Annotated in this window: 29 protein-coding genes and 1 pseudogene; 22 read left to right on the forward strand and 8 right to left on the reverse strand. The window is 48.9% G+C overall.

The genetic code is table 11. The annotated features are described in order from the left end of the window. Positions 1-134 precede the first annotated feature (134 nt). Complete coding sequence (locus ACMHKJ_RS05355) at positions 135-749, reverse strand: DUF2913 family protein (RefSeq protein WP_314732606.1); 615 nt, start codon at positions 747-749, stop codon at positions 135-137. A 102-nt stretch (positions 750-851) separates the two neighbouring features. Beyond that, on the reverse strand, positions 852-1400 hold the full coding sequence (locus ACMHKJ_RS05360; RefSeq protein WP_046051742.1) for an inovirus-type Gp2 protein: 549 nt from the start codon (positions 1398-1400) through the stop codon (positions 852-854). Between the two features lie 40 nt (positions 1401-1440). On the opposite strand from ACMHKJ_RS05360, the gene ACMHKJ_RS05365 reads away from it, so the two are divergent. Next, complete coding sequence (locus ACMHKJ_RS05365; RefSeq protein WP_413492480.1) at positions 1441-3201, forward strand: YfjI family protein; 1761 nt, start codon at positions 1441-1443, stop codon at positions 3199-3201. Between the two features lie 611 nt (positions 3202-3812). Here ACMHKJ_RS05365 and ACMHKJ_RS05370 read toward each other — a convergent pair. Further along, complete coding sequence (locus ACMHKJ_RS05370) at positions 3813-4025, reverse strand: helix-turn-helix transcriptional regulator (RefSeq protein ID WP_080342191.1); 213 nt, start codon at positions 4023-4025, stop codon at positions 3813-3815. A gap of 121 nt (positions 4026-4146) precedes the next feature. Then, the gene (locus tag ACMHKJ_RS05375; protein ID WP_046051744.1) at positions 4147-4776 is read right to left on the reverse strand and encodes an inovirus Gp2 family protein; all 630 of its coding nucleotides are present in this window, start codon (positions 4774-4776) and stop codon (positions 4147-4149) included. A gap of 572 nt (positions 4777-5348) precedes the next feature. On the opposite strand from ACMHKJ_RS05375, the gene ACMHKJ_RS05380 reads away from it, so the two are divergent. The 17 genes from ACMHKJ_RS05380 to ACMHKJ_RS05460 all read left to right on the forward strand — a co-directional run bounded on the left by ACMHKJ_RS05380 (position 5349) and on the right by ACMHKJ_RS05460 (position 14444). After that, positions 5349-6233: a GTPase family protein gene (locus tag ACMHKJ_RS05380; protein ID WP_046051745.1), complete on the forward strand. Its 885-nt coding sequence runs from the start codon at positions 5349-5351 to the stop codon at positions 6231-6233. A gap of 449 nt (positions 6234-6682) precedes the next feature. Beyond that, positions 6683-7411 carry a helix-turn-helix transcriptional regulator gene (locus tag ACMHKJ_RS05385; RefSeq protein WP_046051746.1) on the forward strand — a complete coding sequence of 243 codons (729 nt, stop codon included), beginning with the start codon at positions 6683-6685 and terminating at the stop codon, positions 7409-7411. Beyond that, positions 7408-7911: a hypothetical protein gene (locus tag ACMHKJ_RS05390; protein ID WP_231854913.1), complete on the forward strand. Its 504-nt coding sequence runs from the start codon at positions 7408-7410 to the stop codon at positions 7909-7911. The genes ACMHKJ_RS05385 and ACMHKJ_RS05390 overlap by 4 nt, the downstream gene beginning before the upstream one ends. 55 nt (positions 7912-7966) lie before the next feature. Beyond that, a complete protein-coding gene (locus ACMHKJ_RS05395) occupies positions 7967-8233 on the forward strand; it encodes a hypothetical protein (RefSeq protein WP_080342192.1) in 267 nt (88 codons plus the stop codon). 12 nt (positions 8234-8245) lie between these two features. Further along, complete coding sequence (locus ACMHKJ_RS05400; RefSeq protein ID WP_046051747.1) at positions 8246-8557, forward strand: hypothetical protein; 312 nt, start codon at positions 8246-8248, stop codon at positions 8555-8557. A gap of 81 nt (positions 8558-8638) precedes the next feature. Next, positions 8639-8995, forward strand: coding sequence for a hypothetical protein (locus tag ACMHKJ_RS05405; RefSeq protein ID WP_231854914.1), 357 nt, complete (start codon positions 8639-8641; stop codon positions 8993-8995). 60 nt (positions 8996-9055) lie between these two features. Continuing rightward, positions 9056-9589 (forward strand): DUF4234 domain-containing protein, encoded by a 534-nt coding sequence (locus ACMHKJ_RS05410; protein WP_046051749.1) that lies wholly within the window; start codon positions 9056-9058, stop codon positions 9587-9589. Positions 9590-9678: 89 nt separating this feature from the next. Next, entirely contained in the window at positions 9679-10497 is an 819-nt protein-coding gene (locus ACMHKJ_RS05415; protein ID WP_046051750.1) for a DUF932 domain-containing protein, read from the forward strand. Continuing rightward, positions 10497-10751, forward strand: coding sequence for a hypothetical protein (locus ACMHKJ_RS05420; RefSeq protein ID WP_080342193.1), 255 nt, complete (start codon positions 10497-10499; stop codon positions 10749-10751). Before ACMHKJ_RS05415 ends, ACMHKJ_RS05420 begins: the two co-directional genes overlap by 1 nt. Positions 10752-10767: 16 nt before the next feature. Further along, positions 10768-11247, forward strand: a complete 480-nt coding sequence (locus ACMHKJ_RS05425; protein WP_046051751.1) for an antirestriction protein — start codon at positions 10768-10770, stop codon at positions 11245-11247. Between the two features lie 11 nt (positions 11248-11258). Next, positions 11259-11738, forward strand: coding sequence for a RadC family protein (radC, locus tag ACMHKJ_RS05430; protein ID WP_046051752.1), 480 nt, complete (start codon positions 11259-11261; stop codon positions 11736-11738). A 20-nt stretch (positions 11739-11758) separates the two neighbouring features. Beyond that, a complete protein-coding gene (locus ACMHKJ_RS05435) occupies positions 11759-11980 on the forward strand; it encodes a DUF987 domain-containing protein (RefSeq protein ID WP_046051753.1) in 222 nt (73 codons plus the stop codon). 23 nt (positions 11981-12003) lie between these two features. Beyond that, positions 12004-12366: a type IV toxin-antitoxin system YeeU family antitoxin gene (locus ACMHKJ_RS05440; protein ID WP_046051754.1), complete on the forward strand. Its 363-nt coding sequence runs from the start codon at positions 12004-12006 to the stop codon at positions 12364-12366. A 51-nt stretch (positions 12367-12417) separates the two neighbouring features. Beyond that, the gene (locus ACMHKJ_RS05445) at positions 12418-12795 is read left to right on the forward strand and encodes a TA system toxin CbtA family protein (RefSeq protein ID WP_046051755.1); all 378 of its coding nucleotides are present in this window, start codon (positions 12418-12420) and stop codon (positions 12793-12795) included. After that, positions 12792-13283 carry a DUF5983 family protein gene (locus ACMHKJ_RS05450; RefSeq protein ID WP_046051756.1) on the forward strand — a complete coding sequence of 164 codons (492 nt, stop codon included), beginning with the start codon at positions 12792-12794 and terminating at the stop codon, positions 13281-13283. Before ACMHKJ_RS05445 ends, ACMHKJ_RS05450 begins: the two co-directional genes overlap by 4 nt. Positions 13284-13312: 29 nt before the next feature. Further along, positions 13313-13516 carry a DUF957 domain-containing protein gene (locus ACMHKJ_RS05455; RefSeq protein WP_046051757.1) on the forward strand — a complete coding sequence of 68 codons (204 nt, stop codon included), beginning with the start codon at positions 13313-13315 and terminating at the stop codon, positions 13514-13516. Between the two features lie 79 nt (positions 13517-13595). Further along, complete coding sequence (locus tag ACMHKJ_RS05460) at positions 13596-14444, forward strand: DUF4942 domain-containing protein (protein ID WP_046051758.1); 849 nt, start codon at positions 13596-13598, stop codon at positions 14442-14444. Between the two features lie 346 nt (positions 14445-14790). Here ACMHKJ_RS05460 and ACMHKJ_RS05465 read toward each other — a convergent pair whose 3' ends face one another. Then, positions 14791-14925 (reverse strand): integrase, encoded by a 135-nt coding sequence (locus ACMHKJ_RS05465; RefSeq protein WP_413492481.1) that lies wholly within the window; start codon positions 14923-14925, stop codon positions 14791-14793. Positions 14926-15057: 132 nt separating this feature from the next. Continuing rightward, a complete protein-coding gene (locus tag ACMHKJ_RS05470) occupies positions 15058-15261 on the reverse strand; it encodes a hypothetical protein (protein WP_413492482.1) in 204 nt (67 codons plus the stop codon). 139 nt (positions 15262-15400) lie between these two features. Between ACMHKJ_RS05470 and ACMHKJ_RS05475 the strand changes: the two are divergent. Then, positions 15401-15983: pseudogene (locus tag ACMHKJ_RS05475) on the forward strand (transposase); the annotation flags it as partial. Between the two features lie 156 nt (positions 15984-16139). After that, complete coding sequence (locus tag ACMHKJ_RS05480; protein WP_413492483.1) at positions 16140-16385, forward strand: DUF2543 family protein; 246 nt, start codon at positions 16140-16142, stop codon at positions 16383-16385. Positions 16386-16486: 101 nt separating this feature from the next. Here ACMHKJ_RS05480 and ACMHKJ_RS05485 read toward each other — a convergent pair whose 3' ends face one another. Further along, entirely contained in the window at positions 16487-16699 is a 213-nt protein-coding gene (locus tag ACMHKJ_RS05485; protein WP_413492484.1) for a hypothetical protein, read from the reverse strand. A gap of 23 nt (positions 16700-16722) precedes the next feature. Between ACMHKJ_RS05485 and ACMHKJ_RS05490 the strand changes: the two genes are divergently transcribed. Beyond that, a complete protein-coding gene (locus ACMHKJ_RS05490; RefSeq protein ID WP_413492485.1) occupies positions 16723-17058 on the forward strand; it encodes a zinc ribbon domain-containing protein YjdM in 336 nt (111 codons plus the stop codon). Positions 17059-17160: 102 nt separating this feature from the next. Here ACMHKJ_RS05490 and ACMHKJ_RS05495 read toward each other — a convergent pair whose 3' ends face one another. Next, positions 17161-17490 (reverse strand): helix-turn-helix domain-containing protein, encoded by a 330-nt coding sequence (locus ACMHKJ_RS05495; protein WP_413492486.1) that lies wholly within the window; start codon positions 17488-17490, stop codon positions 17161-17163. Positions 17491-17864: 374 nt separating this feature from the next. On the opposite strand from ACMHKJ_RS05495, the gene ACMHKJ_RS05500 reads away from it, so the two are divergent. Beyond that, complete coding sequence (locus ACMHKJ_RS05500) at positions 17865-18416, forward strand: tyrosine-type recombinase/integrase (protein ID WP_413492487.1); 552 nt, start codon at positions 17865-17867, stop codon at positions 18414-18416. Positions 18417-18419 lie beyond the last annotated feature (3 nt).

The following is an 18419-nucleotide window of genomic DNA, read 5'->3' on the forward strand; positions in this document are numbered from 1 at the left end:
TATTTGTATTCTTCAGAAGAAAGGAAATTTCACGACAGCCCTTTACACATCCCTCAATACCAGGAGGTGAGCACGATCAGGATACCTGCCATTCAGAGAGTTTCAGATTAACTGATGCGTTGAGAATATTTGTCCTATTGCTCAGGTTGTAATGAGATCCGGTTCAACTCCACCATGACCGACGGTAGGACATGGGCCTGAAAAACCTCTCTACATGCTGACAGGTTGCCCGTCACTAGAAATTCCACCGGTGTAACCAGTTTGTCCTCTTCCGAAAATCCACAGGTCAGAGCCGACTTCCTTACCAGCAGTGCATTCGTATCGATGTATTCCTGAACTAAAAGAGCTTCATTGTCCCAGTCTTCGTCACTCACCGCTGCATTGACCCAGCCCTGCGATTTAAGCTGTTCAATTGCGTACGTCAGCCGGTACAAATCCGACTTTGCAGACACAGGTCCGGCACACGAAGACCAGAGATATTCCAGACGACTGAATAAGCTTGCGGCAAGACCTTTCTGGCGCCCCAGCACCACCAGACTCTCAATATCGGATGCGATTGAACGCGTAAACCGTTTTTGCTTATACGCCACCGTTAACCAGCGCAGTAAAAATGCGTGCGTGCTGAGTGGCGACAACGCATGACCATCCTGCTGCGCGGTACGTAAGGCGACAAGCGCACACCATGCAAAATGTTCCAGTGCCGTGACGGTTTGTTCCGGGGGAGGATATCGTGGGTTTTCTTCATTCAGGAATTATATCGGCGCAGCAGAGATCGGGGAAGTCCGGGATAAGGTGCGTATTTTCAGACCTGAATTAACTGTCATCTCCTTTGTTTACAGAGACCATTACTTTCACGGACAAACCACACCCGTTCTGGCTGTCATCACGGGAGATACCATTTCATTCACCCTGGTCTGTAGCTGACTGAATGGCTGTGAAAATGAACATCTTTCTGTGCGACTGATAATGAAAGACGCCATACTGGTGACGTTGCTATCAGTACCCGTCACAGTGCGCCATGCCTCTCTGAGTATCACGCTCATCTCCTGCTGTACGACCTCATCGCGCCAGGCCCCCAGCGTATCAAGATTCATCAGCAGCGCCATTTTACACTCTGGTGCACTGACAGACTCCCACAGCCAGCGCAGTACTGTGGGAGGTGAATGATGGCGTGCCTGCTGACACTGGCGCGAATATTGGCCGGTCCGCTGCCAGACTTCGGTGTGAAAACGCAAAATCAATGACCGGTAATCGCTCATGGTTTCACGATACGGCAATTTCAGCGTAAAGCTGAATGCCACCAGTCGCGGGTAATGGTCAACAGCCTGCTGCAGAAAAGCACATGTATTCGCTACATCTGTAGCATTACTAGCGGTTGTAGCGGGTAAATAATGATTCATATGAGAGACTCTCAACGTTGCGCCAGCAAGGATCAGAGGATTGATTTATAGCGGCACAGAAGGTTTAATCGATGGGTTATTGTGGGTCAGAAGTGGCTCCGCACCAGAGCGATCACGACAAGCAAAATACTCGCTCACTCGCTTTTGGTGCCCGATTTGCTTTATCCTGCTGAAGATAGAATCCAGATTAGCCGTGTGGGCAATAACAATGAATAACGTTAATAACTACCCTGTTGAAGCTTTTCCGCCCGTTTTACGTGACGCGATAACGGCGTTTCATGAAGACACCCTGATCCCTGTCGAAATGATTGGCAGCACAGTCCTGGCCGCTGTCGCCCTAGCTCGGCAACCGCTGATCGATGTTGCTTCCCCCTTCGGTAATAAGAAGCCAGAACCCTGCTCATTGTATTTTCTGACATTGGCGAAATCAGGAGAAGGGAAGAGCCCGGTGCGCGAATGTATGATGGAGCCCTTCGAGACTTTTGCAGCAGAGATGCATGCCGAATATGAAGCACTCTTTGATGCTTATAAAAAAGACCATGCTATCTGGTCCTCGAAGGAAAAAGCGTTAAACCGCAATTTTCAGAAAGCCTCTAAACATGGTGGAGACAGTGACGTTGAAGAATTATTGCTTCGCGAACACCAGGCTGCAGAGCCGACAAAACCCAGGGCATTTGAAATGTTCTATGAAGATGCCACGCCCGAAGGGATTATTCAGGGATTAAAAGAATATCCCTATGCCGGTGTATTCGCTGATGAAGCCATTACCTTCTTTACCGGCCACCTGAAAAACAACCTTGGCCTGCTGAACAAAATATGGAAAAACGAACCACTGTCACTTTCCCGAAAGAAAGAAGGCAGTATACGGCTCAATGCTTACCTGACCTTTTTACTTATGGTGCAACCTGAAATATTTGAAGAGTATTTAGAGAAAAATGGCAAGCGCGCTGTTTCAAGTGGTTTTCTGGCACGATTTCTTTTTACGAACACCGCGAGCACTATCGGGCAACGACGAATAAACCTGAATCAGGAAAAATCCAGAAACGCCCTTGATGCTTTGTTTACCCGATTTAACCATTTCCTCCAGAAACAAAAAGAACGGTTTTATGATGACACAATTCAGAAGCAAACTTTAGCGTTGTCGGATAACGCAAAAATGCTATTTGAAGAAAGGATAAACCAGTATCAATTAAGTATTGGTGAAAATCAACCACGGGAACATATTGCAGAGTTTGTATCTAAAGCAGGCAGCCATGCAATACGCATTGCCGCTTTATTTAGCTTCAGCTCAATAGAAGGCATCCCTGAAAGTACTCTGAGGGATGCCTTCACGATTACTGAATGGCACATTAATCAGGCCGACAAGTATTTTTACATACTGAGCGAGCAGTATCAGTTACAGCAAGATGTGTATGAGTTGTTTGACTGGATAAAAAACAGATTTAACAATCCCAAAGGAACAATGAAAGTTGCCACCAGTTATTACGGAGGCTTTCAGGATGTAAACCTGAAGCAGTGGCAGCCATTTTTAAGAAATGAACTTGAGACTCACGGCCCCGCTAGATTGAGAAAAGCTGAACGTTTAATACCGGTACTGAATCAACTCATTCAACTGGGACTGATTGTCACAATATGCTACCCACCACAACGTGCGCTTTATATCTCGATGGCAGGTACCGATGCGTATGGTAATATAGTTGCCCTGAATAATTTTTTCCCTCAATACAACCTTGTGGGCTACAGAAATAATGCCACTCAACCACTGAGTGGATACGATTCCAACAGACTGCAATGGCAATAATTGTTATCGAAATGTTTTACAAAACATTAGTGTCGTATGTGGAGTTCATCTGTCCGGTGGGATTCTGCTGATAGCCAGAAGTCAGCCAAGAAAAGAGATGAGAGTTTTCATTACAGCCTGCCAAAGCTGCTAAAATTTTCTTTTTTAGCAGATTTAGCGGCGCTCTTATAAAAAAACGCACATCATGCGTACAGAATTCACACAATAGTAAACCACAACGCATTACGTCAACGTTGGCTTCAGTGACTGTTATACCACGCCAGATTGCTATGAAATTATTACAAGGAATCGTGAGGAACCACTGGTTAGTTAAGTGCTTTTTATCTACAGTATTGGACCGGTGATTATTTAACTCACTATCACCGCTGAGTTAACATGCTCCGTCATTTATTCTCGAAATTCAGTTTAGTTTATTCCAAAAAGCTGTAAACGAGAGACCTGCAAGGTGCACATAAAACATTCGCACAGGCTCTCATTATAAATACACAAGAATAATTAGCGCATGCCTATCTGTAATATTTAAACAACCCAGATAACAAACAGGGTTACATAAATATTTAAGATCCACAGGAGAGTTTATGGGGGGTATACGGCTCGCACATCAGGATGCATTATGCACGGGACTCAGCAATACGTTTCTGAACCCATTCCTCAACCTCACTTTTAAGCCAGCGCGAACTACGCCCCAGCTTAATCGGCTTTGGGAATAAACCTTCCTGAATCAACTTGTAAAACCATTTATCGCTGCACCCGGTAAATTCCGTAATGAATGCCATATCGACCATTTTATCACTGAGCAGGCTGCGGGTTGTTATATCTGTCATGACGATTTCTCTCTGTCTTAAGGAAATGAAAGACAGGAGCACTAGGAATGATTGATTTATCGTTAACCTGGTACTCCGCCATAACATTCCTTTCGCCAGTAGAAAAATACTTATGACCTAATCAGTACTGACTGCAGCCAAAGTTACGCTGGCTGTCTGAATTATCTTTGCTGTAGTCCTTGGCCAGATAGTTAAGCCTGTCAGTGACATTTGATAACTGGGCAGTAAAGCCATTATGGTTTTTACTCAGGTGGTAGTAACAACTGGCAGGAAACTCTACTAGGGGGTAATATTGCTGATGATTAACCACAGTATTCAGTCCCAGCGCCCGTACCCAGGCCTCCATAATCATCATGGCCAGATTGTGAGTGTATTCTCCATCCGTACTGGTATAGCTTCCTGGATAGGCATACGCTTCTCGATTAAAGAGCAGGGCCACGTGATAATGCTTTTTACCGTACTCATTAAACTCCCTTGCCCAGATATGACGAACATGACAGGAATGAACTCGTTTACCTGCATTACATTTTTTCAGTAAATCAGCTTCAATCTGTGCTTTAAGGGAAACAACGAAACGGGTGACTATTCCTGAGTCAGACTTATATGAACCGGTTTCAATCTCAGGCAAACGAAGGTCTACCCTCAGGACCATTACACGCGGATACTCATTCAGGGCTTTAGTGATAGTCTCCTGAATACGCTTAACATAGTTCTGGTTCAATGTACCGTAGCTGTCGGTATTAATGCTCATTATGAAAGACCTTGTGTTAGTGAGTTTGTTCAATAGGATATACACCGTCAGTAATAAATTACTTTCTGTTCTGCAGAGTAATACCAGGAAGTGATTAAGTGCGAATGTGTGTTACTGGTACCACGACAGGTATAGTTTTGTTGATTGATCATATTTATTGAATTGGTTTGTTATCTGGAATTGCTTATATAACCGTTACTCTGTCTGATACACTTATTGATATAATCATACAAACACCAACGAGTGTATCTATATTAATATATTACCAACCCGACAAGCATTAACGTATTTTTATAAGAAAATACAATAGAAGAAGGAAACACTTAAAAACCGTATTTTCACATCAGATAACTGCTTGTTTTTACTCTCAAGTTAGCACTCCTGTCACATATAATAGCCAGCATAATAACGGGTCTATTGAACCTGCTCTGTCATACCCTAAACTGTCCTTTCAACAGGAACAGTTCACCTCCCTAAAAAATTACATTCAAAAAAATTTCAGACCTATATTACCAGGGTGAGAACGGCAGCAGAAATGCTGCCATTTTATTATTTCACTCACGGAGGTTAATGTGTCCGATAAAACCGAACAGGGTCTTGATACCCTGAAGCAACAGCTGTCTCTCCTGCCCGAAACACTCTCCCGCACAATACTGAACCGCATCCGCCAGCATATCCATTATGAGCCAGTCATCGGCATCATGGGTAAAACAGGGAGTGGCAAAAGTTCGCTCTGCAATGCCCTCTTTCAGCAGCCCCTTAGTCCGGTCAGCGATGTCCAGGGTTGTACCCGCGAACCGCTTCGCTTCACGCTCGATATCGGCGGGCGCCGCATGACGCTGGTCGATTTGCCCGGTGCAGGCGAATCTCTGGACTATGACCGTGAATACCGGCAGCTGTATAAAGAGCAGCTACCGACGCTGGATCTTATTCTCTGGGTGATGAAAGCGGATGACCGGGCCTGCGCGACCGATGAAGCATTTCACCGGTTCCTGCTCAAGTGCGGTGTCTCACCAGGCAGCATTGTCTTCGTCATTAACCAGGCCGACAAGGCGGAACCCTCGCTGGAATGGGACAGAGAAGCGCGTCAGCCCTCCACCGGCCAGTTGCTGACGCTGACCGCCCGAAGCGCAGCCATCTCACGGCAGTTTTCCTGTCCTTATCCGGTGCACGCAGTGTCAGCAAAAACCGGCTACAACCTGGCCCGTCTGGTTGAAACCATGATATTTGCCCTGCCACCGGAAGCCAGCAGCGGCGTGTTTCGTCAGGTCAGGGAAGAGCACCGATCTGCGGAGGCAGAGAGTACCGCCCGACAGGATTTTGGCGATCTGCTGGGTGAGCTGTTCAGCCGGATAGTGGATGCCATTCCGCTGCCAAAGCCGGTCCGTGAAGCGCTGGGAACAATCCGCGACGGCATTGTGAATGCTGCTTCTGCGCTGTGGCACTTACTTTTTTGAGGAGGTGGAAAATGATACTCAGGAAGCTGACACGGCTCCTGTTGCGCATGCTGCTGCGCTATATCCGGAGACAGATTGTAACCCGGATCCTGGATTACTGCCGGCGCGCAGGCTGGCCAGAGAAAGAGATCCAAAGCGTACGTTGTGCCCTCGTCATTCTGTTTCGCCTCTTACTGCGTTTGCTCAGATCGAGATTAATAAAACGCCATACTACAGCCACCTTCAGCCCTGACAACGCGTCCTGCTGACCGGCTTTATGACAGGGTATGACCACCTGCAGCTCACTCACTGAACAATGTGAAATTATCCACGTATATTCAGTCAGTTAACGTGGGAAAAAAATTTCATCTTTTCTGCCGCTCGCTCTCATCACTGGTCATAACCTGTCCACCCTATCCTGCATAATAACCGCATGAGTTATCTCAGTATTTTCCATTCACGGAGGGTATATGCGCGCGACGGACTCTGCGTACCGACACGACAGGCTGGCCCTCAGGCTGTCAGTTATTATCAGCCGGCTTCTTGCCGGTGAATCTCTTTCACTGAAAGCGCTGTCCGGTGAATTTGGCGTATCTGAACGCACCCTGCGCCGGGATTTTTCTCAGCGTCTGCTTCATCTGGATCTGACCGGCGATAACGGCTGCTGGCGGTTACGGACAAATCCGATGCGTGATCATACTCCTGGTGCGCTGGCGTTTGCCCGCAACACCGGAATAGCCCGCCTCATTCCCTCACAGAGCCGTCAGTTAATGCAGCTGTTGATGGATGAAAACGGCACATCGCCGTGTCTGATAGGTCATGTACATCAGCCTGCGGGGATCCTCCCGGACTGCTTTCAGCGGCTTGCTGAGGCGATTTACCACCACCGGATGGTCAGCCTGCTGGTTAAGGGCATCCGTCACGACCACCTCGAGCCCTACCGGCTGATTTTCTCACAGGCATGCTGGTTTCTAGTGGCCTGCCGGCAGGGAGCCATTCACGTTTTCTCGCTTCACGAGATTATCTCCGTCTCGCTTTCAGAGCAGCATTTCAGACATCGCAACGAGACTAATGCACTAATCGCCATGGAGGACTTTATCAACGCTCTTCCGCATTTTCACTTTATCAGCAACGTCATTCATACCTTCCGGGAGCATTCTCCCGAACCTCACACCAGACCAAAAGGAGTTAAAACATGAAACACGGTAAAGCCCTGTTGCTGAGCGCAGGAATGATGCTGGCATCGCTTTCGGCCGTAAATGCCGCTACACCCGACGCACTTATACAGGCACACCACCAGCGCTGCGGCAAACCCGTCTTCTATGCGCAGACCGCTAACCATAAAAAGGAGGTTGAAATTTGCATCATCTCCCCGTCGGTATCGTACTCATTCGGTAAGACCGGCGCAGAACATAAGGAAATGGACATTACCGTACCGGCAAACACCACCACGTATGCATACCAGAGCAATCAGGTAATCAGTCTGCAGGAATTCACGGTCCGGAACGGTAATACCTCATACCAGGTATCTGCCGGGACAAACGATGAAGGCAGACCGTTCGCGTCCCTGGACGTTTACAAGGGAACACCTGAGACGGGTAAGCATCTGGCGGAAATCCGGCTCGACCCGGATACGGTGGTGAACAACATCAGCCATGCACTTGAACAGGAAGGCGTGGCGCAATCAGACAACCTCTGAGCAGAGGCGTTTTAACGAATGGACTATTCACACAATGATTAACAGGCAATTAAAAATGACGATGGCTTCCAGGAGCGTATTACTGGCCGTCACGCTGCTGTCAGCGCTGGCCCTGAGCGGCTGTGGTGACAAAAACGAACGTGAGTTTATCCGGGGCTGTAAGTCCGGTGGCGGGACAACCGCGGTCTGCGGCTGTATCTGGGAAGAGCTGAAGACGAAATATACCCACGGAGAACTGGAGAAAATGAACCAGCAGTACGGCTATGTACCCTCGCGTTTTATGGACAACATGCTGAGCGCCGCTAAGCAGTGCAGAAAATAAGGACTGAACAGAATGCCGCTAGTTATTAAATATTTCGCAATTGCCTTCGGCATCGCGCTTGTTGTCGTCCTGTTTAACGTATTCGGGAACACGGGCGAAATCCGCAGTTTCGGGCAGGGGATGGGGTATCTGTTCTGGATGACGCTCGGTCCCGGTGCCGGTATGACCATCGGCGCGTTCCTGCGCCAGTGGCTGATGCCGGACAGCATCTATACCACTGGCGGAATGGGCGGCCTGTTAAAACCCCGGCTGTTCTGGCTTGCGGGTCCTCAGTGTATCGGCTGGCTGGCCGGTCTGATGACGGTGGGTAAACAGCTGATGTAGTGCCTTACTCGAAGAAATTCACCCCTACACCATACAAGAATGGCAATAAATTTAAATATCTTTCAGAAAGGAAAGACCCTCATGTTTAAACATGTACTGACTGCCACGCTGCTCATCATAAGCGCCTCTGCCCTGGCTGACACTGCGCCTCTGTCCGTGAATTCACAGGGAACGTATCTGATTAATAATCCGAATCTCCCCGTCTGGCAGCTCACCCTGACCAGCCTGGAAAACGACATCACCATTAAGTCACTCACGCTCAACCGGGGCATCTGCCTGATTTCCATCGCAGGCCGGGGTAAGAATATGAACAAACGTCTGGGCTACGGGCAGACGTTCTCTTTCACCACACCGAGTAACAGTAACTTCACCCAGTGTCGCCCACTGGAGCTGACAGTCCAGACCAGCAAGGGACCATACACCTTTAACTGGCAGTAAGGGCAACCGCTTTTTCTGCACTCAATATCTGAAGCCATTATCTGATAAGGAAATTATCCCATGACCGACATCATTACCCTAAGCCAGCGGCTGAATACCCGTACGCTGCATTTTGTCCTGCTCAGCATGGCCACCTGCGGCGTCTGGCCGCTGCTCTGGCTCTACAAAAAGCAGGATATCATCAGCGAAACTACGGGTTATCCGTTTTACGGCAATTTGTTTGTTATATGGCTCACCGTCTGTTTCGGGCTCAGCCGCCAGCTGGGTGCTATGGCAGCGCCTGACCCGTACGGCTATGACTCAACCGGCGATATCCTGCTGGCCATCAGCGGGCTGCTCTCAGTGGCCAGTGGAGTGATGTATGTGGTCTGGGCCTTTAAGGCGAGAACGGCTCTGCGTCACTATGCGCTGAACACGTTTCGCTTTGACCTGAAGATGAACGCCTTTTATACCGTGCTGTTTAACGTCTTCTACATCACGTACTGCATCAATGACATGCAGCAGGCGCTGGCGAAGCACCAGATTATTCACGGCACTCCCGCAACATCGAATGAACCCGCTCCGGCCAGGGCAGAACAGACGAACCCGTCCTGACGACTGCCACAACACAGGTATTACACACCACCGACACCCTGCTCATCCGAGCGGGGCGTTTTCTTTTGTCTCTCAGAAAGGAAATTTCCATGCGCTTAGCCAGCCGTTTTGGCGCTGCCAGCCTCGTGCGCCGCGACCGTCCGTTAACCCGCGATGAACTGGCGCACTATGTGCCCAGCGTCTTCAGCGAAGAAAAACATGCATCCCGCAGCGAGCGTTACACGTACATCCCGACCATCACCCTGCTGGATAACCTGCAGCGGGAAGGCTTCCAGCCGTTCTTTGCCTGCCAGACACGCGTGCGCGACCTGAATAAACGCGACCACACAAAGCACATGCTGCGCCTCAGGCGTGAGGGGCAAATCACCGGCAAACAGGTCCCCGAAATCATCCTGCTTAACAGTCACGACGGCTCCAGCTCCTACCAGATGCTGCCGGGGTTGTTTCGCTTTGTCTGCCAGAACGGGCTTGTCTGCGGCGAAACCTTTGGTGAGGTGCGCGTGCCGCATAAGGGCAATGTGGTGGAGAAAGTCATTGAAGGGGCTTATGAGGTGCTGGGGATATTTGACAGGGTTGAAGAAAAACGGGATGTCATGCAGTCGCTTTTACTTCCCCCACCGGCACAGCAGGCTTTTGCAAAAGCCGCGCTGACGTACCGCTTTGGTGAAGAGCACCAGCCGGTGACGGCATCCCAGATACTGACGCCCCGACGCTATGAAGACCGTCAGGACGACCTGTGGTCAGTTTTCAATCGTTGCCAGGAGAACCTGCTGAAAGGGGGACTGCCTGGACGGACCGCCAAAGGCAAACGCAGTCAGACGCGCGCAGTTAAAGGCATAGACGGCGACGTTAAGCTCAACCGGGCGCTCTGGGTAATGGCGGAAGAACTGCAGCAGGCGCTGAGCTGATGCCACCGCTGCCCGATAACGCCCGCCAGCCCCCCTCTTATCCGCACTCCCTGGAGAACAATCCCTGCTGCCGCTCCATCTCCGATGACGACCTCTGCGCATGGTGTTCGCATCTTCTTTATCGTCCCGGTGAACTCAGCCTGTGCAGCTTAAGCATCACTGAAGGTCACTGGCCCTCCCGCTGTGATGAGGATGGCTATGCGCAGTCCTGCCCGTCACTCCGGCTTAACCAACATCCCCAACCCGATAAATAAACAAGGAAAAACTAACATGACCGATATTATTAACCTTAACAATACCCTCCCGTTACAACCACAACCTGCCGGTATCTGTTCTTCACCCTCGCTGACCGCCACCCTCGTGCAGGACGAGCAGCGCGTGGGGTTCTGGCCGCAGCACTTCGGCAGCATACCGCAGTGGATAATCCTCGAACCGACCGTCTTCGCCTGGATGGACCGCTTCTGTGCAGACTACAACGGCGGCATCTGGCAGTTTTACACACTGAGTAACGGCGGTGCGTTTATGGCCCCGGAATCGGAGAACAATGAACCCAGGACGCTGTTCAATACCCTGAACGGTAACGGCGGTGAACTCAGCGCTGAAGCCGCTGGGATTGCGGTTTGCCTTATCTCCTACAGCCACCACGCGTGCCGTACCGAATGCGATGCCATGACGGCGCACTACTACCGACTGCGGGACTACGCGCTCAGCCACGCGGAATGCAACGCCATCATGCACATCATCGACTGAGGTCAGCCGCGATGGAACAACAGTTACCGTTGTTTGCCCGTGAATTAGCCCCTGCCGACCAGCAGACGGTCAGGGAAGCCTTAACCCTGCTGGAGTGTCAGCTACGTGAACCCGGCGCGTCATTTACTTCCAGCCATGCTGTCCGCGACTGGCTTCGTCTGCAGCTCGCCTCACTGGAGCGGGAAGAGTTTACCGTACTCTTTCTCGATAACCAGCATCGACTGATAGCCCATGAAACGCTCTTCACCGGTACCATCAACCATACACAGGTCCATCCCCGTGAAGTGGTGAAATCAGGTCTGAAGCATAACTGCGCCGCTGTCATTGTCGCTCATTGCCATCCGTCAGGACTTGCTGACCCCAGCAATGCAGATCGGCAGGTCACTATACGTATTCAGCAGGCGCTGGAACTGGTGGATATCCGTCTGCTGGATCACCTGGTGGTCGGCGGTATGGAAATCACCTCGTTTGCCGAGAAAGGCTGGCTGTAGCACAACAGGAAAATAACCCGATGAAAATTATCAGTAAACGTCAGGCAATGGCGATATACCGCCAGCACCCTAAGTCCCGACTGTTTCGCTTCTGTACCGGGAAATACACGTGGTCCGGCAGCGTCTGCCACTACGCCGGTCGGGAAGTGCAGGATATCAGCGGTGTACTCGCGGTCTTCGCAGAACGTCGTCAGGACCGCAACGGCCCCTATGTCGTATTACGCAGCGTCACGCTGAATTAACACACGTTTAAGGAAGGCTAAAATTGTCGAATAAAATACCGGCAGCAAACCACGATATCGCTGAACCCTGGTGGGGGCTTAAACGCAGTATCACGCCCTGTTTTGGCGCTCGCCTGGTGCAGGAGAACAACCGGCTGCACTATCTCGCTGACCGTGCCAGTATCACCGGACAGTTCAGCGACGCGGATTTACGCCATCTTGACCAGGCATTCCCGCTGCTGTTGAAACAACTTGAACTGATGCTCACAAGTGATGAACTCACTCCACGCCATCAGCACTGTGTCACGTTATACGCAAAAGGGCTGACCTGCGAGGCGGACAGCCTCGGCTCGCATGGATACGTGTACGTGGCGATTTACCCAACACCATCTGAAGCAACCGCGTAAACCTTCGCACTACTTTCCCTCGTTTTAACCCATCAACAAAGAGATCCCACTATGCAAACCCAACCACTATCCTCCACGCAGGAGGCTTCGTCACGTCCGACGCCCGTTGAAATCTGGCAGCAACTTCTTATATATCTGCTGGAAAGACATTACGGCCTTTTGCTTCAAGACACACAGTTTGGTGATGGCAATGTGATTCAGCAGCATATTGATGCCGGGATTTCACTGGCAGATGCACTCAATTTTCTCGTTGAAAAATCTGAGCTGGTACGAATTGATCTCCCCGGTTTCTCCATTCAGCATCAGTCTCAGTTCATCAGCGCTATTGACATACTCCGGGCCAGAAAGGTCACCGGCCTGATGCAACGTACCGGCTATAAAGCAGTGACTTGCGCCATCAGTGGACGCTCTTCCGGGGGGCAGCAATGAGACTGTCCCTCACAGTAGAAGCCGACACCATTAACGTTTTGGCCCTGAATTCGGGCCGGATCGCCGTGGATATTGACGGTATTGAACTGGCCGACCTGATTAATGTGGTCTGCGATAACGGATATTTACTTCGCGTTGCTGACGAGCCAGGAAGACTGATTGTTGAAGATCCACTTTCGCCTGTCGCCCGCGTTAACGGCATTCAGTGCAGCACCGCACATATCACGGAGGAAGACAATGCTCTGCTGTTTACTCTTTCACACCAGTATGAAGACTTTGGTGAGTCTGAATGGATTTCGTACACCGGTTCGGGTTATCTGCTCAACCTGGGCGCGTGGTCGTTTCCGGTATTACGCCTCAAACGTCTCGGTCTGTCGAAAGCCTGTCGTCGCCTGGTGGTGACGCTTATCCGTCGCTATTCCGCTGGCATCATTCATCTGGATGCCTTTGGCGAAGTACTGCCGGGCTTCGCTACGTTTGACTGGTAGCGCAACCTCAATCTCCATAAGGTTTTCACATGCCGGAATTAACCACCGAAGCGGCTCTCAACATTCTGATCGACTGGCTGCAGGACAACATCGATTGTGGCAGCGAGATTATCTTCGACAACGACGAAGACAACACCGATTCAGCAAAGTTGTTGCCCCGAGTTGAACAGGCATTACAGAACGTTCGCGATCTCCACCATCTTCAGCTTTTGCAACAGGCCAGTACAGATTGACCACCGAACCGTACTCATCACTTACTCATAAGCGCCAGCCCTCACCGGCTGGCATTTTGCTTTATATAAGGAAAAAATAATGACCGGACAGGCTACTACTGAACCCGACGTCTTAACCAGGCACACTGACGTCATTTGCTCGACCAGTATCGAACGTATTGTCACCGGACGTAACGCTGCGCTGGCGCAAATTGAAGCGCTGATCCAGCAACTTAATGATATCTCGTCGCTGACCCGCAGTATCGGCGGTAAAACGGCCCTGGACTGGGCCATGAAGCAGGATTTTCGCTGCGGCTGCTGGCTGATGGAGAAACCAGAAACGGCAATGAAGGCTATCACCCGCAGTCTCGATCGCGGCATATGGCGGGATCTGATGAAAAAGTCCGGGATGCTGTCGCTCATGGACGCTCAGGCCCGTGATGAATGGTACCGAAACCTTGAAGGGGACGACATTCCTGTTGTAAGCGAAGCGAATGTTCTCAGTACCTTTGAGCTACTGCATCAGAGCAAGGGTGAGGTATTTGAACGTGGCGTCATCAACGTATTTAAAAGCTTATCGTGGGATTTTAAGACGAACTCACCCTGTAAATTTGGCAGGAAAATCATCGTCACGGGGCTGGTCAAATGTGACCGGTGGGGATTTGGTCTGAACTGGGGGTGGCAGCGTGACAGGCTGGCTGACCTGGAGCGTATGCTGATGCTCCTCGACGGCCAACCCTTTCCCGACAACCGCGCCGATGTTACCCGTCGTCTCGGCGATCATATCCATGAAAACAGGCACAGCAATCGTTATGAGGATGAGATGTTTGCGATCAAATATTTTCAGAAGGGTACTGCGCATATCAGCTTCAAAAGGCCAGAACTGCTTGATAAAATGAACGACATTGTAGCGAAGCATTTTCCTTCGATGTTACCCGCTCGTTCCTGAGTTTGAATCCCCCGATCCAGCACCAAAAAGGACAGAGGGTACAATTGAGGGTACAAAAACAATCAAACCAAAAATAAATCATAAAATTTAATAAATTAACTCAATACATCGATTCCGAGTCCGGGCACCAATTAATTCAGAACCGGCTTGTCAGTTAAACATGATGTTATCCTGACAGGTGCGAAAAAGAGCAAAACAAAACGTATCTAACATTGTTAACCGCGTTTAAATAAAAGCTCTCAAGAAAACAGACTTGTTTGCAGCAAGTCTGTTTTTTTATGCGTGCGAGTTTTACAGATCTTCCCCGTTAAAGTCAAACTTAGTCTGTTCATTCCTCCTTTAAGCGCTACATCAGCTCTGTTTCCAGAATATCCCGCAGATTATCAACGCTTTCATCAATGTATTCCATCGTAGACGCCAGACTGACGTGCCCCAGCAGACGCTTCACCACATACAGGTTACGCTCAGGGGATTTCATCATATGAGTGGCGTCATATGAGTGGCGACGGTGTGTCTGAACCGGTGTGGTGTGACAGTAAACCGGCACTCACGGGATAAACGCCTGAAGAACGCTCTCAGCGGTCTCTCATCCATAACTTCCGGATACTTACGTTTACGTCCCGGGTCGAACCAGCCCACGCTCCGGCTCCATGCCCTCCTCTACCGCTCTTTCCAACAGATGTGCCAGTGACGGATACAGCGCCGTAACAACCGGAACCCGGTGCTCATTGTGATTTTTCGACCCGTCCGCACTCAGATCGATCCAACGCTCTTCCAGATTTACATCACACAGGCGGATATGAAGCAACTGCTCCATCCGGATAGCTGTCCTTTTCCATACGTTGTATTATCCTCACCCGGCGGGATCTGCCTCTACTGCGTACTGTAGTGGTTTAATGAATTTAGCCACCTGAACAGAGGTGATATGCTCACCTCAAAACATCATCGGTGATCTGATGAGAAAACGAAGTTTCAGTGCAGAATTTAAACGGGAATCAGCTCAGTTGGTTGTTGACCAAAACTATACGGTTGCTGATGCGGCAAAAGCCATGAATGTCGGGCTTTCCACTATGACCCGATGGGTAAAGCAGTTACGAGATGAACGGGCGGGCAAAACACCGAAAGCATCTCCCGTAGCACCGGAGAAAATTGGGATACGTGAGCTAAAGAAAAAAGTACAACGTATTGAAATAAAAACGATATTCTAAAAAAGGCTACCGCGCTCTTAATGTCAGACTCCCTGAACAATTCTCGGTAATCGGGAAACTCAGAGCGCGTTATCCTGTGTCAGCTCTTTGCCACGTGTTCGGGGTTCACCGCAGCAGCGACCAGTATCAGCAGAAACGTCCTGCCGGACCAGACGCAGAACGAATATTTCTGCACAGTCAGGTGCCGGAATATCATAATACCAGTCATGGTTCAGCCGGCGCGCGCAGTATTGCGTCAATGGCTGCCAATGATGGTATAAAAATGGGGCGCTGGCTGGCAGCAAAACTGATGGTTGAGCTGGGGCTGGTCAGTTGCCGGCAACCGAATAACGCCGGCGCCGGGAGTAAGGTGCGAAAAAACGGCAGAATCAGATACAATAGCGTAATACACGCCCTGATATCCGGGCAGTTTCCTGCCGGTACGGTGCTATCCGGCCCTGGCAATACAAACAGCTGCTGACCGCAGCGTTAACCCCGGGAGGGATTTATGGAAAATATAGTCGCTGATAAATATTATGACATGGCAGATGAGTATGCACTGGAATCGGAAGTACCGGTGGAAGAGCAGGAGTACGATGCACTGGCGCACTATTTTCAGTTGCTGATAACCGGCCTGGTGAACAATGAAGAAATCAGTGAGGAAGCACAGAAAAAGATGGCGTCTGAGACGGGTATCAATAAACAGCGAATTGATGATATTGCTGAATTTCTTAACCGCTGGGGTAATGATTAAAACCTCCTGCTACCGGACGTCCCTTTATTTACACCACCGGTATTGCAAACTTTTTGCTGACATTGCAGGACATAAACTGGCTGATATTATTAATAAAGCTATCAATGCCTGTTACTGAACGGAACCGATCCGCATTCCCCTGAAAAATCAGCAGCCGGATGCAGATGTTCAGATAAAACCTGATAACCACACCCTTTATCCGGTAAAAGCTGAAAAATAGTGCCGATCCCGCTATACTGGCGGCCGTACTGAAGACCGTGCGGATAATCACAGGCAAATATCACGCCATGACGTGACAGTTTGCTACTCCCCATTGTAAAAATCTGAGAGTCTCATTATGTCATTACCTTCATGCCCGAAATGTAATTCTGAATACACTTATGAAGATGGTGCAATGTATGTATGCCCTGAATGCGCCCACGAGTGGAATGATGCCGAACCAGCAGCAGACAACGACGAGCTTATTGTCAAAGATGCCAACGGTAATTTACTGGCAGACGGCGATGCCGTGACGGTGATTAAAGATCTGAAAGTCAAAGGCAGTTCCTCTATGCTGAAAATCGGCACAAAAGTCAAAAGCATTCGTTTAGTGGAAGGTGATCATAATATCGATTGTAAAATCGATGGCTTTGGTCAGATGAAACTGAAATCTGAATTTGTGAAAAAGAACTGATTCTCTTCCCTGAAAAGATTGCTGACAAAATCCCGGCCTGTTTTTTCAAGGACTTTGCCAACAATCTGAGGCTCCGCTCACCAGCGGAGCCGTAATACCCGCTCAGAATTTATATTTCCTGCCATCGGTCATACACTCCGCTGTGAGTATATCTGACTTCATACTGAGGTTATCAGCGCATGCAAATACCCCTGAATAATCTGCAAAAAACCAGCCTACAGGTGTTTGCAAAAGCTCCGCTATCCTCACCAGCAAACCAACACTAATCTGACTGCGTCCGCGCTCATAACGGGATAACTGTTGCTGGCTGATCCCCAGACGATCGGCTACCTGCTGACCGGAATAGCCCAGTTCTTTCCGTTTCCGGGAGACCCGGTATCCTACGGATTCATTAATGGAAGCATTAGTCGGATTTTCAATTATAACTGTCATTACTCTTACCATTAAAATACACTGTTGAATGAAATATTATTGATATAAATGAATAAGCATCATGATATTCATCATATGAATAATTCAGTAAAAAAATATGTTAATAAAAATAGAGGGCAAAAAATACATTCAGTTATTTTTATACAAACAAAAGAAAACAAATGAACAATAAAAAACAAAAAACAAACATAAAAAATTAAAAACAACAACACAAAAATATATTAAATACAAAAAATACCAATATAAAATGACAACGGGTAAAAATAATAACTCCCGTTAATATTACAACAAAAATGAGTAACTCTATTTTTTTGTGATAAGGTAAAAACACGATATCCATTATATTTAAATAATAGCCAACTCCGGAATAACTTATGCAAGAAAGAAAATACCTGAGTGAACAGGAGGTTCATTCCCTGATATCATCATTACCTGATTCAATTAACCACCTCCGTAATCAATGTATGATAGCGGTTTGTTTTAGTCATGGGTTGCGCGCCAGTGAATTGACCAGTTTAGTTCTCAGTGATATTAACATTGATGAAAAAATCATTCATATCAAACGGTTGAAAAATGGATTAAGCACTAATCAGCCATTACAGGATCTTGAATTTCGTTTATTAAAAAAATGGCTGAAACAACGGGAAGAATTATGCGGAAATATTGCTCCCTGGATTTTTCTTTCCCGTAAAGGCGGGCGATTATCCCGCCAGCAGATATTTCGTATTATTCGTGACGGTGGATTATCCGCGCACCTTAATATTGCCGCGCACCCTCACATGCTGCGCCACGCCTGTGGTTACGCGCTCGCAGACCGGGGAACCGATACCCGCTTAATTCAGGATTATCTCGGGCACCGCAATATTCAGCACACGGTGATTTATACCGCCAGTAATGTAGCCCGATTTCGAAGTATAAAGTTATAACTT

Source organism: Morganella psychrotolerans (genome assembly GCF_965118875.1).
GTDB classification, from domain to species: Bacteria; Pseudomonadota; Gammaproteobacteria; order Enterobacterales; family Enterobacteriaceae; genus Morganella; species Morganella psychrotolerans_C.